14 protein-coding genes and 1 riboswitch are annotated in these 13,921 nt (G+C 69.3%); of the genes, 11 read left to right on the forward strand and 3 right to left on the reverse strand.

Annotated elements, in window-relative coordinates:
* Positions 1 to 2 precede the first annotated feature (2 nt).
* A complete protein-coding gene (locus GT755_RS18625) occupies positions 3 to 404 on the reverse strand; it encodes a cation:proton antiporter regulatory subunit (protein WP_407929414.1) in 402 nt (133 codons plus the stop codon).
* A gap of 86 nt (positions 405 to 490) precedes the next feature.
* Complete coding sequence (locus tag GT755_RS18630) at positions 491 to 1,426, reverse strand: SAM-dependent methyltransferase (protein WP_161480954.1); 936 nt, start codon at positions 1,424 to 1,426, stop codon at positions 491 to 493.
* Positions 1,427 to 1,545: 119 nt separating this feature from the next.
* On the opposite strand from GT755_RS18630, the gene GT755_RS18635 reads away from it, so the two are divergent.
* The 7 genes from GT755_RS18635 (at position 1,546) to GT755_RS18665 (ending at position 8,924) form a co-directional block, all read left to right on the forward strand.
* Positions 1,546 to 2,436: a Rossmann-like and DUF2520 domain-containing protein gene (locus tag GT755_RS18635; RefSeq protein ID WP_161480955.1), complete on the forward strand. Its 891-nt coding sequence runs from the start codon at positions 1,546 to 1,548 to the stop codon at positions 2,434 to 2,436.
* The gene (gene panC, locus GT755_RS18640) at positions 2,427 to 3,257 is read left to right on the forward strand and encodes a pantoate--beta-alanine ligase (protein ID WP_161480956.1); all 831 of its coding nucleotides are present in this window, start codon (positions 2,427 to 2,429) and stop codon (positions 3,255 to 3,257) included. Before GT755_RS18635 ends, panC begins: the two co-directional genes overlap by 10 nt.
* 10 nt (positions 3,258 to 3,267) lie before the next feature.
* Positions 3,268 to 3,687, forward strand: a complete 420-nt coding sequence (panD, locus tag GT755_RS18645) for an aspartate 1-decarboxylase (protein ID WP_161480957.1) — start codon at positions 3,268 to 3,270, stop codon at positions 3,685 to 3,687.
* A gap of 48 nt (positions 3,688 to 3,735) precedes the next feature.
* Positions 3,736 to 6,237 carry an L-aspartate oxidase gene (locus tag GT755_RS18650; RefSeq protein WP_161480958.1) on the forward strand — a complete coding sequence of 834 codons (2,502 nt, stop codon included), beginning with the start codon at positions 3,736 to 3,738 and terminating at the stop codon, positions 6,235 to 6,237.
* 7 nt (positions 6,238 to 6,244) lie between these two features.
* The gene (locus GT755_RS18655; RefSeq protein ID WP_030452962.1) at positions 6,245 to 7,027 is read left to right on the forward strand and encodes a type III pantothenate kinase; all 783 of its coding nucleotides are present in this window, start codon (positions 6,245 to 6,247) and stop codon (positions 7,025 to 7,027) included.
* Positions 7,028 to 7,081: 54 nt separating this feature from the next.
* Positions 7,082 to 8,539, forward strand: coding sequence for a bifunctional lysylphosphatidylglycerol synthetase/lysine--tRNA ligase LysX (gene lysX, locus GT755_RS18660; RefSeq protein ID WP_202610285.1), 1,458 nt, complete (start codon positions 7,082 to 7,084; stop codon positions 8,537 to 8,539).
* Positions 8,540 to 8,708: 169 nt separating this feature from the next.
* Positions 8,709 to 8,924, forward strand: coding sequence for a LuxR C-terminal-related transcriptional regulator (locus GT755_RS18665; RefSeq protein WP_030452964.1), 216 nt, complete (start codon positions 8,709 to 8,711; stop codon positions 8,922 to 8,924).
* On the opposite strand, the gene GT755_RS18670 is transcribed toward GT755_RS18665, so the two are convergent.
* Positions 8,921 to 9,892: a C40 family peptidase gene (locus GT755_RS18670; protein ID WP_235966848.1), complete on the reverse strand. Its 972-nt coding sequence runs from the start codon at positions 9,890 to 9,892 to the stop codon at positions 8,921 to 8,923. The two genes, GT755_RS18665 and GT755_RS18670, sit on opposite strands and share 4 nt — an antisense overlap.
* A gap of 2 nt (positions 9,893 to 9,894) precedes the next feature.
* A riboswitch (cyclic di-AMP (ydaO/yuaA leader) is annotated at positions 9,895 to 10,045 on the reverse strand.
* Between the two features lie 177 nt (positions 10,046 to 10,222).
* Here GT755_RS18670 and GT755_RS18675 point away from each other — a divergent pair.
* From GT755_RS18675 to GT755_RS18690, 4 genes are all read left to right on the forward strand, one after another.
* Positions 10,223 to 10,732, forward strand: a complete 510-nt coding sequence (locus GT755_RS18675; protein ID WP_030452966.1) for an amino-acid N-acetyltransferase — start codon at positions 10,223 to 10,225, stop codon at positions 10,730 to 10,732.
* A gap of 199 nt (positions 10,733 to 10,931) precedes the next feature.
* A complete protein-coding gene (locus tag GT755_RS18680) occupies positions 10,932 to 12,101 on the forward strand; it encodes an RDD family protein (RefSeq protein ID WP_161480960.1) in 1,170 nt (389 codons plus the stop codon).
* A 187-nt stretch (positions 12,102 to 12,288) separates the two neighbouring features.
* Positions 12,289 to 13,059, forward strand: coding sequence for an RDD family protein (locus tag GT755_RS40625; RefSeq protein ID WP_268903345.1), 771 nt, complete (start codon positions 12,289 to 12,291; stop codon positions 13,057 to 13,059).
* 465 nt (positions 13,060 to 13,524) lie between these two features.
* Positions 13,525 to 13,866, forward strand: a complete 342-nt coding sequence (locus GT755_RS18690) for a histone-like nucleoid-structuring protein Lsr2 (protein ID WP_161480962.1) — start codon at positions 13,525 to 13,527, stop codon at positions 13,864 to 13,866.
* Positions 13,867 to 13,921 lie beyond the last annotated feature (55 nt).

Below are 13,921 nucleotides of genomic sequence, written 5' to 3' on the forward strand. Positions count from 1 at the left end.
CCCTACCCGTCAGCCAGGATGTCGGCGACCGCCGCGGTGTTCTCGGCGTCGCCGACCACCACGACCACGTCTCCGGCCCGGAACCCGAAATCGGGCGTCGGGCTGGCGTGCACCTGATCACCGCGCACCACGGCCACCACGGAGGCGCCGGTGCGGGTGCGGATGCGGGCGTCTCCGAGCGTGCGGCCCTCGTAGGGGGAGCTCGGGGTCACCGGGATCTGCACGCTGACCAGGCCTTCGACCTCGCGGTGAAGGGCGTTGAGACGCTGGACGATGCGGGGAGCGCCGAGGAGCTCGACGAGGGCGTCGGCCTCCTCGTCGGTGAGCTGCACGCTCTCACATGCCCGATCAGGATCGTCGCGGTCGTAGATGATCAGATCGCGTCTGCCGGAACGGTGCGACACGATTCCGATGCGACGACCTGTGTGGGTCGTGAACTCGTGTTTGAGGCCGATTCCTGGCAATGCGGTCTGCTCGATCTCCACGCCCTTTACCGTACCTGTTCTAACCAGCCGAAACCTCCCAGCCCTCGAGGGTCGATGAGCTCGGCTTCGGCCGAGGCGCGGGCCAGCGCGCGGAGGTAGCCGGGCGGGTCTTCCGAGGCCAGCGCCAGCGGCGGGCGGGCGCCGGTCAGGCCCAGGTCGCGCAGGGCCTCGCGCTGGGTGGTGAGCAGGCCCTCCCCCCGGGCGCAGGCGTCGAGGGCGACGTGGGCGGTGATGTCACAGGTGCCGTCCGGTACGGGGGGCACCGCGTGGCCGTCGCGGTAACCGGTCAGGGTGCCCAGAGCGGGGCGGTCGGCCAGGGTGTGGGCGTAGTCGACGGCGACGCACGTGCCGCGCGAGAGGCGGGCGAGCAGGGCGTCCCACGCCTCGTCGCGCGGCCGGCCGATCTCGGCCCGCAGTCCGACGCGGGGGAGCGGCCACCAGGCGGCGAGCCAGGCGAGGTCGGCGGGGTCGGTGAGCAGGGGCCCCAGGCGCTCCGCGCCGGTCTCAGGGTCGACCAGGACGACCCGGGGGCCGTCGTGGGTCTGCTCGACCACGTCGAGCGGCACGTTGTCGAGCCACTCGTTCGCCACGACCAGGCCGGTGATCTCGGCGGGGGGCTCGCCGGCCCACTCGATCTCCGCGGGGAGATCGGCCGGCCGCGGCGCCACCTCGACCGCGGTCACCCGGAGCCGGGCGTCGCCGAACGCCGCCAGCACCCCCGCCGCCAGGCGCCCGTCACCGGCCCCCATGTCGACGAAGTCGAGCCGCGCCGGACGCCCGAGCCGCGCGTCGACCCGGCCGAGCAGCCGCGCCACCGCCTCGGCGAAGATCGGGGAGGCGTGGACGGACGTGCGGAAATGCGCCGAAGGGCGCTCCTTCAGGTAGAACCCGCCGGCTCCGTAGAGCGCCCGATGGGTCGCCTCCCGCCACGAAACCCACATCCGCACGACCTTACCCACGAAGCGGTGTCCGAATGTGGACACTCGTGATCGCCGCGACCCCCCGACCCTTACGGCTTCCAGTAACTCCCCGCCGTTACTCTGGCGGTCGGGAGGACGGCATGGACACAAGCGATCGCCCCGCGCGGCTCAGCGTGGGGGTGCTCGGAGCCGGACGGGTGGGTTCCGTTCTCGGTGCCGCTTTGGCCCAGGCGGGACACCGGGTGGTGGCCGCCAGCGGGGTATCCGACGCGTCCCGGCGGCGGGCCGACGACCTGCTGGGCGTCGAGCTGAGCAGACCCGACGAGGTCATGCGCAGGGCCGAACTGATCCTTTTGACGGTGCCCGACGACGTGCTGCCCGGCCTGGTGTCGGGGCTCGCGGCCACCGGCGCCGACCTGCGCGGCAAGCTGCTGATGCACGCCAGCGGGGCCTACGGCCTGGGCGTGCTGCAGCCCGCGACCGACGTGGGCGCGCTGCCGCTGGCGCTCCACCCGGTGATGACCTTCACCGGGCGCGGCGACGACTTCGGCCGGCTGAACGGCTGCACCTTCGGGGTGACCGCGCCCGACCAGCTGCGGCCGGTGGCCGAGGCGCTGGTGATCGAGATGGGCGGCGAGCCGGTCTGGATCAACGACCGCGACCGCCCGCTCTACCACGCGGCCGTCGCGGGGGCGGCCAACCACATGGTCACCCTCATCGCCGAGTCGCAGGACCTGCTGTCGCGCATCGGGGTCGAGCACCCCGGCCGGATGCTGGGGCCGCTGCTCGGGGCCGCGCTCGACAACGTGCTGCGGCTGGGCATCACCGGGCTGACCGGGCCGGTCGTCCGGGGAGACGCCGAGACGGTGCGCAAACACGTCGACGCCCTGATCCTGGCGGCGCCGGAGGCGGCCGACGCGTACATCGCGCTGGCCCGGCTGACCGCCGACCGCGCCCTGGCCGCGGGCCTGTTGAAGCCCGAGGCGGCCGAACGGCTCCTCGACGCGCTGGGAGGCAACATATGGACCTGACGGTCGCCGGGAACCGCGCGGAGCTGGCGGCCGCGCGTCGGCCCGGCACCTACGCGCTGGTGCCCACGATGGGCGCCCTGCACGACGGGCACCGGTCGCTGATCCGGCTGGCCCACGAGCAGGCCAACCACGTGATCGTCAGCGTCTTCGTCAACCCGCTCCAGTTCGGGCCGGGCGAGGACTTCGGGCGTTATCCCCGCACCTTCGACCACGACCTCGAAGTGTGCGGCGAAGAGGGTGTGAGCGTGGTGTTCGCGCCCGCGGTCGAGGACATGTACCTGCCCGACCGGCAGGTCTCGGTGTCGGCCGGGGCGATGGGGACGGTCGCCGAGGGCGCGTTCCGGCCGGGGCACTTCGACGGAGTGCTTACGGTGGTGCTGAAGCTGTTCAACCTGACCCGGCCCGACGTGGCCGTGTTCGGCCAGAAGGACGCCCAGCAGCTCGCCCTGATCCGCCGGATGGTCGCCGACCTCGACGTGCCGGTGACGATCGTCGCGGGTCAGACGGTGCGCGAACCCGACGGCCTGGCCCTGTCGAGCCGCAACCGCTACCTGTCGGCCGACGACCGGGCCACCGCGCTCTACCTGTCCAAGGCGCTCAGGGCGGGGGCGGCCAACCCCCACCGGGCCAAGGAGGCCGCGAAGGCGGTGCTCGAAGAGGCCGCCCGGCTCAAGCCCCCGCTGCTGCTCGACTACCTGACGCTGGCCGACCCCGCCACGTTCGACGAGGTCCCCGCGGGCCACCGGGGGGAGGCGATCCTCGCGGTGGCGGCCAAGGTCGGGACGACCCGCCTGATCGACAACGTTGTGGTGACTGTCTGAAGGGATTGCGATGCTCAGGACCATGCTCACGGCCAAGATCCACCGGGCCACCGTGACCCAGGCCGACCTCCACTACGTGGGGTCCCTGACGGTCGACGAAGACCTGCTGGACGCGGCCGGCCTGCTGCCCGGTGAGCAGGTCCACGTCGTCGACGTCGACAACGGGGCGCGGCTTGTGACGTACACCATTCCGGGCCCCCGGGGCTCGGGGGTCATCGGCATCAACGGGGCCGCCGCCCGCCTGGTCTCGCCGGGAGATCTGGTGATCATCATCGCGTACGGGCAGCTCACCGACGCCGAGGCGCGGGTGTTCACGCCCAGGGTGGTACACGTCGACCGCGACAACCGCATCGTCGATCTGGGCACGGATTTGGCCGAAACGTTGCTTCCCGGTTTGGAAAGGGGCGACGAAGTGACCACCCGGGGATGAGCCCTTCGATCGCGGGCGTTATCGTCATATTGACGAAAGGGGCTCGCGATGACCGACACCACCCTCCCCCGCAGACTGACCGCGCCGCCTCCCGGCTGGACGACGTCCGCCGACGTGGTCGTGGTCGGCTCCGGGATCGCGGGCCTGACCGTGGCGCTGCGCTACACCGAGCTCTCCCCGGCCGGTCGTGTGCTCGTCGTCACCAAAGACGTCCTGTCGGCCGGATCGACCCAGTGGGCCCAGGGCGGCATCGCCGCCGTGCTCGCCCCCGGCGACACCCCTGACGAGCACCTGAGCGACACCCTCCTGGCCGGGGCCGGGCTATGCGACGAGGAGGCGGTGCGGGTCCTGGTCACCGAGGGCCCCGACGCGCTCAAGCGCCTCATGGAGCACGGCGCCCGCTTCGACCGCGACGACCGGGGCGAGCTCCAGCTCACCCGCGAGGGCGGCCACCGCCGCAACCGGATCGTGCACGCCGGCGGCGACGCAACCGGCGCCGAGGTCCAGCGGGCCCTCATCGAGGCGGCCGGCCAGGAGCCGCGCATCGAGATCATCGAACACGCGCTGGTCCTCGACCTGCTCACCGACGCCCAGGGCCGGGCCTGCGGCATCACCCTCCACGTCATGGGCGAGGGCGCCCGCGACGGCGTGGGCGCGGTCAGGGCGGGCGCGGTGGTCCTGGCGAGCGGCGGCATGGGCCAGGTGTACGCCTCCACGACCAACCCCCTGGTCTCCACCGGCGACGGGGTGGCGCTGGCGCTGCGCGCCGGGGCGGTGGTCCGCGACCTGGAGTTCGTCCAGTTCCATCCGACGGTCCTGTGGCTCGGCCACGAGTCGACCGGTCAGCAGCCGCTCGTCAGCGAGGCGGTCAGGGGCGAGGGCGCGGTGCTCGTCGACTCCGCCGGCGAACGCTTCATGCTCGGCGTGCACGAACTGGCCGACCTCGCCCCCCGTGACGTCGTGGCCAAGGCGATCATGCGGCGGATGGCCGAGACCGGCGACGACCACGTTTACCTCGACGCGCGGAGCTTCGGCGAGGAGAAGTGGCAGGCCCGCTTCCCCACGATCCTGGCGATCTGCCGGGAGCACGGCATCGACCCGGTGACCGAGCCGATCCCGGTCGCTCCGGCCGCCCACTACGCCAGCGGCGGCGTGCGCACCGACCTGTTCGGCCGCACCAGCGTGCCCGGCCTCTACGCGTGCGGCGAGACGGCGTGCACGGGGGTCCACGGGGCCAACCGCCTGGCGTCCAACTCCCTGCTCGAAGGGCTCGTGTACGCCGAACGCATCGCCTCCGATCTGATCACCCCCCGCGGGGAGCCGGGGCCCGACGTCTTCGACGGACGGAGCGGACTCGTCGACCCGCGCACGCGCGGCCGGGTCCAGGCGTTCATGAGCCGGGGCGCCGGGGTACTGCGGAGCGTGGAGAGCCTCTCCGGAGTCGCCAAGGCGCTGCGCGACGCGCAGTGGACCCCGATCGCCGTCGAGCCCTGTCTGGAGGCGTGGGAGGCGACCAACCTGCACACCGTGGCCACCGCCCTGACGCGGGCCGCCGCGGCCCGGCAGGAGACGCGGGGCTCCCACTGGCGGGAGGACTTCCCCGACCGCCGTGACGACACGTGGCTCGGCCACCTCGACATCACGCTCACCGAGAAGGGCGAACTGGTCATGGAGCACGTACCGCACGTCAGCGCCGACGCCGACCTGCTGGCCGCCGGGCTCGACCCGGCCGAGATCCACACCCTCATCGAGACCGCCTTCCGCGAGGACCTGGCGACCGGCGAGGACGTCACCTCGGCCGCCACGATCCCGGCCGGGCAGAAGGCCGTCGGCGACATCGTGGCCCGCCGCTCCGGCGTGGTCGCCGGATTGCCGGTCGCCGCCGCCGCGTTCCGCCACGCCGGCCTGGAGGTCGAGCTCCGCGCCAAGGACGGCGACCAGGTCTGCTACGGCGACGTGCTGATGACCGTCAGGGGCGAGACCAGGGAGCTCCTCACGGTCGAGCGCACCGCGCTGAACCTGCTCACCCACCTGTCGGGCGTCGCCACCGCCACCGCCCAGTGGGTGAAGGCGATCGACGGCACCGGCGCCCGGGTCAGAGACACCCGCAAGACCCACCCGGGCCTGCGCTCCCTGGAGAAGTACGCCGTCCGCTGCGGCGGCGGCGTCAACCACCGCATCGGCCTCTACGACGCCGCCCTGATCAAGGACAACCACGTCGTGGCCGCCGGCGGCGTCGCCGAGGCTTTCCGCGCGGTGCGCAAGGCCTACCCCGGCCTCCCGATCGAGGTCGAGGTCGACCGCATCGACCAGATCGAGCCGGTGCTCGCCGAGGGCGCCGAGGAGATCCTGCTCGACAACTTCACCGTGCCGCAGCTCAAGGAGGCCGTGGAGCTGGTCGCCGGGCGCGCCCGCCTGGAGTCGAGCGGCGGCCTGACCCTCGACACCGCGCGGGCGGTGGCCGAGACCGGAGTCGACTTCCTGGCCGTCGGAGCGCTGACCCATTCGTCCCCCGCGCTCGATATTGCACTAGATCTTCGTGGTGCATAATCGGGGCATGCTCCTCACCATCGACGTCAGCAACACCCACACGGTGCTTGGCCTGTTCGAAGGTGAAGAGGTCATCGAGCACTGGCGCATCGCCACCGACGCCCGCCGGACGGCCGACGAGCTCGCGGTGATCCTCCAGGGGTTGCTGGCTCAGTCGGCCATCCTCAAGAACACCGACATCTCGGGCATCTCCATCTGCTCGACCGTGCCCTCGGTCCTCAACGAGATGCGCGAGATGTCCCGCCGCTACTACGGCGACGTGACCTCGGTGGTCGTGGAGCCCGGCGTCCGCACGGGGGTGCCCGTGCGGATGGACAACCCGAAAGAGGTCGGCAGCGACCGCATCGTCAACGCGCTGGCCGCCATCAGCCTGTTCGGCGGCCCCTGCGTGGTCGTCGACTTCGGCACCGCGACCTCGTTCGACGCCGTCTCCGCGAGGGGTGAGTACGTCGGCGCGGTGACCGCCCCCGGGCTGGAGATCAGCGTCGACGCGCTGGCCGAGGCGGGCGCCCAGCTCCACAAGGTCGAGCTCGTCCGGCCCCGCTCGGTGATCGCCAAGAACACCGTCGAGGCCCTCCAGTCGGGCATCATCTACGGCTTCGCCGGGCTGGTCGACGGCATCGTCGACCGCATGACGGCCGAGCTCGCCGCCGACCCCGACGAGGTGACCGTCGTCGCGACCGGCCCCGGGGCGCCCCTGGTGGTCAGCGAGGCGCGCACGATCGACGTACACGAACCCTGGCTCACCCTCATCGGCCTGCGGCTGGTCTACGCCCGAAACACCGCCTAAACGCCGCTAATCTGTAGTGCCGTGAGCGAAGAGCTGAACGAGCTTCCGGAGCAGATGCGCGTCCGCCGCGAAAAGCTGGACCGTCTGATCTCCGAAGGCGTCGACCCCTATCCGGTGAACTACCCGCGGACCGCGACCAACGCGGAGGTCCGCGCGAAACACGCCGGCCTCGAGGCGGGCGCCGCGACCGGCGAGACCGTCGGCGTGGCCGGTCGCGTGATGCTCTCCCGGATCGGCGGCAAGCTCTGCTTCGCGACCATCCGCGACGGCTCGGGCGACCTCCAGATCATGTTGTCGCTCGACCGGCTCGGCGAAGAGTCGCTGGCGGCCTGGAAGCGCGACGTCGACCTGGGCGACCACGTCGGCATCACCGGCGAGGTCATCACCTCCAAGCGCGGCGAGCTGTCGATCATGGCCGACTCGTGGGCGATCACCGCCAAGTGCCTGCGCCCGCTGCCCGAGAAGCACGCCGGGCTCAGCGACCCCGAGGCCCGTGTCCGGCTGCGCTACGTCGACCTCATCGTCAACGACGAGGCCCGCAAGATGGCCCACATCCGCAGCGCCACCGTGCGCGCGGTGCGCGACTTCTGGCACGAAGAGGGCTACCTCGAGGTCGAGACGCCGATGTTGCAGCCGATCCACGGCGGCGCGGCGGCCCGGCCGTTCAAGACCCACATCAACGCCTACGACATGGAGCTCTACCTTCGCATCGCGATCGAGCTCTATCTCAAGCGGCTGGTCGTCGGCGGCATCGAGAAGGTCTTCGAGATCAACCGCAACTTCCGCAACGAGGGCGCCGACTCGACCCACAACCCCGAGTTCACCATGCTCGAGGCCTACGGCACCTACCTCGACTACAACGACATGGCCGACCTGACCCAGCGCATGTACCAGAAGGCCGTCGTGGCCGCGCTCGGCACCAGCGTCGTCCGCCACGGCGACCAGGAGATCGACCTCGGCCTGGCCGAGTGGCCGCGGATCACCCTCTACGGCTCGGTCTCCCAGGCCCTCGGTGAGGAGATCACCACCGAGACGCCGCTTGAGGCGCTGCGGAAGCTGGCCGACCGGCGCGAGATCCACTGGGACCCGAAATGGGGCCAGGGCAAGCTCGTGCAGGAGATCTTCGAGGCGCTCGTCGAGCACACCCTCGTCCAGCCCACGTTCGTGATGGACTATCCGCTGGAGACCTCCCCGCTGACCCGTCAGCACCGGGAGAATCCGCTGCTGACCGAGAAGTGGGATTTGATCGGCTTCGGCACCGAGCTCGGCACCGCCTACTCGGAGCTGGTCGACCCGATCGAGCAGCGCCGCCGCCTCACCGAGCAGTCGATCCTGGCGGCCGGCGGCGACGCCGAGGCGATGCAGCTCGACGAGGACTTCCTGCAGGCCCTGGAGTACGCGATGCCCCCCACAGGCGGTATGGGAGCGGGCATCGACCGCATGATCATGGCCTTCACGGGAAAAAACATTCGCGAAACAATCCTGTTCCCGCTGGTACGCCCCAGCCATTGATTTCACGTTCAGCAGCAGGTGAGGCCCCCACGGAACGTGGGGGCCTTGTGTTACCAGGCCTTCACATACGCCTGAGCGTGTCAATACCGCTGCTTGACGTCCTTTCTCCCCGACGTTTACCTTCCCTGAGGGGTGGCGAGAATCATCCGTCGTGGGAGAGGGGCTCACGATGTCAGTTTCCGAGACCGAGCGCGTCGGCCTGACCGACGACGAGTTGCTGCTGCTGGCCGAACTGGCCAAGGGCGTGACCGTCGACCGTGTCGGGCGAAGCCTTGATGTCAGCGGCCGGACGGTTCGTCGTCGGCTGCGCGGCATCTGCGACCGCATCGGCGTCGCCACCGCCATCGAGGCCGTCGCATGGGCGGCCCGACGGCGTTTGATTTAGTCGGCGATCCTCACGGCACCCGCGAACGGCCTGTTGCCGATCGCCGCGACCCGCACGACGTCACCCGTGCGAGGAGCGTGGATCATGTAGCCCCCTCCGATGTAGAGGCCCACATGGTGCAGGTCGTTGTAGAAGAACACCAGGTCGCCCGGGCGCATGTCTTCGCGTGAGACGTGCGTGCCCGCCGTCCACTGGCTGCCGGTGTAGTGGGGGATGCTGATGCCGACCGTGGCGTAGGCCGCCATGATGAGGCCGGAGCAGTCGTAGGAGTTGGGGCCTTCGGCGCCCCACACGTAGGGCTTGAGCTGCTGGGTGAGCGCCCACCTGACCGCCTGGGCGGCCTTGCCGTCGCCGACGACCGGCAGGCTGAGCCGCTTCGCCACCGACACCTGGCCGGCGACCTGGGCGTACAGCCGGCTCTCGGTCTTCTTGATCAGGCCGCGGATCGTGTTCTCGCGCTTGTCGAGGCTCTTGATGAGCTTGCTCACCTCGTCCTGGCGGGCCTTGGCGCTGACGCGCGCCCGCTCGGCGGCCTTGCGCGCCTTGGTGAGCTGGACGACCTCCTCGCCGCTCTGCAACTGGAGCGCGTAGGTCGTGGAGGCGACGTCCATGTAGGCGTCGGGATTGGGGGCGTTCATCAGCGAGATCCCGCTGGCGCCGCCGGTCATGTAGGCGTTGGTGGCGAACACCATCGCGCGCTTGCGGCGGGCCTCCAGATCGGCCTCGCTCGTGTCGAGCGTCTTCTTGGCCGCCGCGGCCGAGCGCTTGGCCTCGTCGAGCCTGACGCGCTCACCGTTGTACTGCTCGGTGAGCGACTCGATCTCCTCGTGCAACTTCTCGACCTCGGCGGTGAGCTCTTTCAGCGTGGGCTCGGGGTCGGCGGTGGCGGAGACCACCGGGGCGCAGATGGTGATGAGGGCCAGCGCCGAGCCCACGAACACGACCCTGCGGACGGTTCGACGAAACAACCATGCTCCTTCCAGAGGGCCTGCCGGGTTAGCTGACGGGTTCGGACGGAAGCAGCCCTACCTTGCGGATTCACCCCGTCGGGCCGCGCGGAGGCGGCCCGGGTGGTTCCCCGGCTCCTCCGCCTCAGGCGGAGGACTCGGCCGCCTGGACATTAGTGCACGTCATGTTCGTGCTCAACCGGAACTGCGATTTCTGTCTAGGTTCGACAACCGAACAATCACGGACAGATCACGCAAGAGACCACTGTAACCCAGGTGACCACGGGGGTTTCGGTCGCCACGTGTGACCGGGAGCTTCGTCGATTTGTGCGAGACCGTTAAGGTCCTTGCATGGTCAAGGTCCGCCGCGCGCGTACCCCCGACGTCCGGGCGATCCGCCGGTTCGTCGACTCCTACTCCGGGTCGGGTCCCCGGCTGCTCAAGAAGAGCACCGTCACGCTCTATGAGGACGTCCAGGAGTTCTGGGTGGCCGAGCTCGACGGCGCGGTGGTGGGCTGCGGCGCGCTCCACGTGTTGTGGGAGGACCTGGCCGAGATCCGGACCGTCGCGGTCGACCCGGCCTGCCGCGGCATGGGCATCGGCCACGAGATCGTCGGGGCCCTCATCGCGACCGCGCGCGAACTCGGGGTGCGCCGCGTCTTCTGCCTCACCTTCGAGGTCCCGTTCTTCGAACGCCACGGCTTCCGGGAGATCAACGGCACCCCCGTCTCTCCCGAGGTGTACGCCGAACTGCTCGCCTCCTACGACGAAGGCGTCGCGGAATTCCTCGATCTTGAACATGTGAAACCCAACACTTTGGGCAATACACGCATGATCCTGCACTTGGAACCGCGTGCTTGACGGTGGTCATAACGGGCCGGGAAGGTGACTGTAGATCCGGCTATCGATACTTTTGGCTATGTCAAGCGTGCGTGTCTCACGTGTACCGCATGCGTACTCGAAGTGAGGTGACACGGTGAGCGCCCAGCCGCCATACCGCCCGGACGACCGTGAAGGGCAGCAAGGCCAGGACAAGCCCGCGCAGGACTATGACCCGGACATGACGATCGTGAGCCGTAACCCCACCGGGGGTACCGGCCAGCAGCCCGTCTACGGCCAGCAGCAACAGGGCTACGACCCCTACGCCCAGCAGGGCCAGCAGGGCCAGCAGGGATACGGTCAGCAGCCCCAGCAGGGATACCCGCAGCAGGGCTACGGCCAGCAGCCGGGTTACGGCCAGCAGCCTCAGCAGGGCTACGGGCAGCAGCAGCCCGGCTATGGGCAGCAGCCTGGTTACGGCCAGCAGCCCGGTTATGGGCAGCAGCCCCAGCAGGGCTACGGGCAGCAGCCTGGCTATGGGCAGCAGCCCCAGCAGGGCTACGGCGAGCAGCCCGGCTATGGGCAGCAGCAGCCCGGATACGGCCAGCAGCCCGGCTATGGGCAGCAGCCTCAGCAGGGCTACGGCCAGCAGCCGGGTTACGGTCAGCAACCCCAGCAGGGCTACGGCGAGCAGCCCGGCTATGGACAGCAGCAGCCCGGATACGGTCAGCAGCCCCAGCAGGGCTACGGCCAGCAGCAGGCCCCGTCATACCAGCAGCAGCCCGGCTACCCCGGCCAGCCCCAGGGCACCTACGGCCAGCAGCAGTACTCCGCCCCCGCCTACAACCCCGGCTACCCGGCCCACGCCCTTCCCCCGGGCGTGCCGGCCCCCCTCGCCGACTGGTGGCAGCGGCTCGTGGCCCGCATCGTCGACGGCCTCATCATCGGCGTCGTGTTCGCCGTGTTGTCGTTCGCCATCACGGCCCTGGTGGTCACGCAGCCGTCGTTCAACCCCGACGACCTGACGTCGCTCGAGGGCAGCGGGTTCACCCTCGCGACGATCCTGATCACGCTCGTGAGCGCCACGGCCTGGTTCGCGTACGAGTTCTTCATGCTGAAGTCGCGCGGACAGACCCTCGGAAAGATCGTCATGGGAATCCGCGTCATTCCGGTGGGCGGCGCCCTCTCGACGCCCGGACTTTCCGTCGAGACCGCCGGCAAGCGCGCGGCCGTCATGTACGGCCCGCAGTTCATCCGCGCGTTGGCGATTGTTCCGGTGGTGGGCCCCATCATCAACCTTGTGGCGGGCCTGTTCTCGCTCCTGAACGTTCTGTGGCTGCTCTGGGACAAGCCTCTGCAGCAGGCGCTTCATGACAAGGTGGCGAATACGATCGTCGTCAAGGTCAAGTAGTGACATAGCGCATCGAACTAACGGTGCCCGGGGTCGATGGATCGCGCCATCGGCCCCGTTTCATGTACACAGCGTGTTCGGTCCGTTCTATCCGAAATAACTTCCTAAAGCGGTAAGCGGTTGGTGCTAGCGTGCCTTGGGACCATGAACACTCATGTCCCCACTTAGAAGTGACGAGAGGTAACCAATGCACCCGGAACCGCCCCCCGGTCAGAACCCATATGGTTCCGTCCCGCCGCCGCAGCAAGGCGGTTACCCCCCGCCCCAGGGTTACCCGCCGCAGGGCGGTTACCCTCCGCCGCAGCAGGGCGGCGGATACCCCCCTCAGGGTGGATACCCGCCCCAGGGTGGATATGGTGCGCCCCAGGGTTCGCAGGGTTATGGCGCACCGCAGGGTTATGACGCCGCCCCCGCATATGGCACGCCGAAGGGCGCGCCCCTTCCTCCCGGAGTTCCGGCGCCTCTTGCCGAGTGGTGGCAGCGTTTGGTCGCCCGCATCATCGACGGCCTAATCCTGGGCGTCGTGGTCAACCTGCTTATCGGCAACCTGATCACCGGCGCGTTCACCACGACGACGACCAGCGAGGTCGCCGGCATTACGCTCGAGATCCCGTCGGTCTCGTTCGTCGGCCTTCTGATCCAGGCCGTGGTCTCCTTCCTGCTGTACGCCGCGTACGAGTTCTTCCAGATCTCGCGCGACGGTCAGACAATCGGCAAGAAGGTTATGAAGATCCGGATCGTTAAGCTCGGCCACCCCGCCATGGGCGGCATCGACGCCGAAAGCTCCATCAAGCGCATCGGCGTCATGTGGGGCCCGCAGCTGCTGGCGTTCAACACGATCCTCAGCTTCATCGGCGGCGTGTTCAGCCTGGTCAACGTGCTGTGGCCGCTGTGGGACAAGCCCCTGCAGCAGGCGATTCACGACAAGGTCGCCGGAACTGTGGTGGTCAAGCTCTGAGGCCCGCGGAAGCGTTCCAAACAGAGGGGCGGTCGCTCGGCGACCGCCCCTCTCGCTTTTCATCGGTACGATTCATAAGCATCGGGTAAGCGGCCTGACCACCCCGCGCGACCCACCGGTCACGGACTCCGCTATCGTCAGGGACGTCGCCGTGGCCCATCTGACACGAAAGCCCCGATTTCATAGGGGTTCCCGGCGTTTTCCCAGGGAAGGAGTGAGGTCGAATGTCAGAGGTATTGTCCGCCCTCATACCACCTCTCGTAGTCGGTGCGGCGGTCGTCTACGGCGTCGTAAAGTTGCTGCGTTCTGATGCGGCGGGGCTCCGGGGAAGGCACGAACCGGACGAGAAGTCTTCCGACAACGCCTGAACCTGAACGCCTCCTGGGAATCGTGAATTGTCAGCGGCGGAAACCGGGTATATGTTTGGCTGACGAATCAAACTTTGCTCTGCGAAAGGATTGCCGGATGGCCAAGCACACGCAGGTGATTCTCATCGACGATCTCGATGGCGGCGAGGCCAATGAGACTGTCACCTTCGCGCTTGACGGCACGTCATATGAGATTGACCTCAGCGACTCGAACGCCAAGAAGCTCCGCGAAGCGGTCCTGCCTTTCGTCAACGGTGCCCGTCGTGCGGAATCGACTCCTTCACGTGGCCGTCGTCGTGGCGGCGGTGGCTCGCAGCGCGCGATGACCCGCGAGAAGAGCGCGGAGATCCGCGCCTGGGCCAAGGCGAACAACCACCCCGTGAGCGAGCGCGGCCGCATTGCCGCCTCGATCGTGGAGGCCTACGAAGCGGCTCACTAAGTGCCGGGACACGGACGGCACAGACGGCCGTGGCTCGCGCGTTGTGAACCCGCAT

The sequence above is a fragment of the Herbidospora solisilvae genome, assembly GCF_009901565.1.
GTDB classification, from domain to species: Bacteria; Actinomycetota; Actinomycetes; order Streptosporangiales; family Streptosporangiaceae; genus Herbidospora; species Herbidospora solisilvae.

Bases quoted from the DNA above. Each gene is read 5' to 3' on its own strand.
- lysX (WP_202610285.1), top strand. From the start codon at position 7,082: ATGCGCGTCCGCCGCGAAAAGCTGGACCGTCTGATCTCCGAAGGCGTC.
- GT755_RS18675 (WP_030452966.1), top strand. From the start codon at position 10,223: ATGGTCAAGGTCCGCCGCGCGCGTACCCCCGACGTCCGGGCGATCCGC.
- GT755_RS18630 (WP_161480954.1), bottom strand. From the start codon at position 1,426: ATGTGGGTTTCGTGGCGGGAGGCGACCCATCGGGCGCTCTACGGAGCC.
- GT755_RS18655 (WP_030452962.1), top strand. From the start codon at position 6,245: ATGCTCCTCACCATCGACGTCAGCAACACCCACACGGTGCTTGGCCTG.
- panC (WP_161480956.1), top strand. From the start codon at position 2,427: ATGGACCTGACGGTCGCCGGGAACCGCGCGGAGCTGGCGGCCGCGCGT.
- panD (WP_161480957.1), top strand. From the start codon at position 3,268: ATGCTCAGGACCATGCTCACGGCCAAGATCCACCGGGCCACCGTGACC.
- GT755_RS18635 (WP_161480955.1), top strand. From the start codon at position 1,546: ATGGACACAAGCGATCGCCCCGCGCGGCTCAGCGTGGGGGTGCTCGGA.
- GT755_RS40625 (WP_268903345.1), top strand. From the start codon at position 12,289: ATGCACCCGGAACCGCCCCCCGGTCAGAACCCATATGGTTCCGTCCCG.
- GT755_RS18680 (WP_161480960.1), top strand. From the start codon at position 10,932: ATGACGATCGTGAGCCGTAACCCCACCGGGGGTACCGGCCAGCAGCCC.
- GT755_RS18665 (WP_030452964.1), top strand. From the start codon at position 8,709: ATGTCAGTTTCCGAGACCGAGCGCGTCGGCCTGACCGACGACGAGTTG.
- GT755_RS18690 (WP_161480962.1), top strand. From the start codon at position 13,525: ATGGCCAAGCACACGCAGGTGATTCTCATCGACGATCTCGATGGCGGC.
- GT755_RS18650 (WP_161480958.1), top strand. From the start codon at position 3,736: ATGACCGACACCACCCTCCCCCGCAGACTGACCGCGCCGCCTCCCGGC.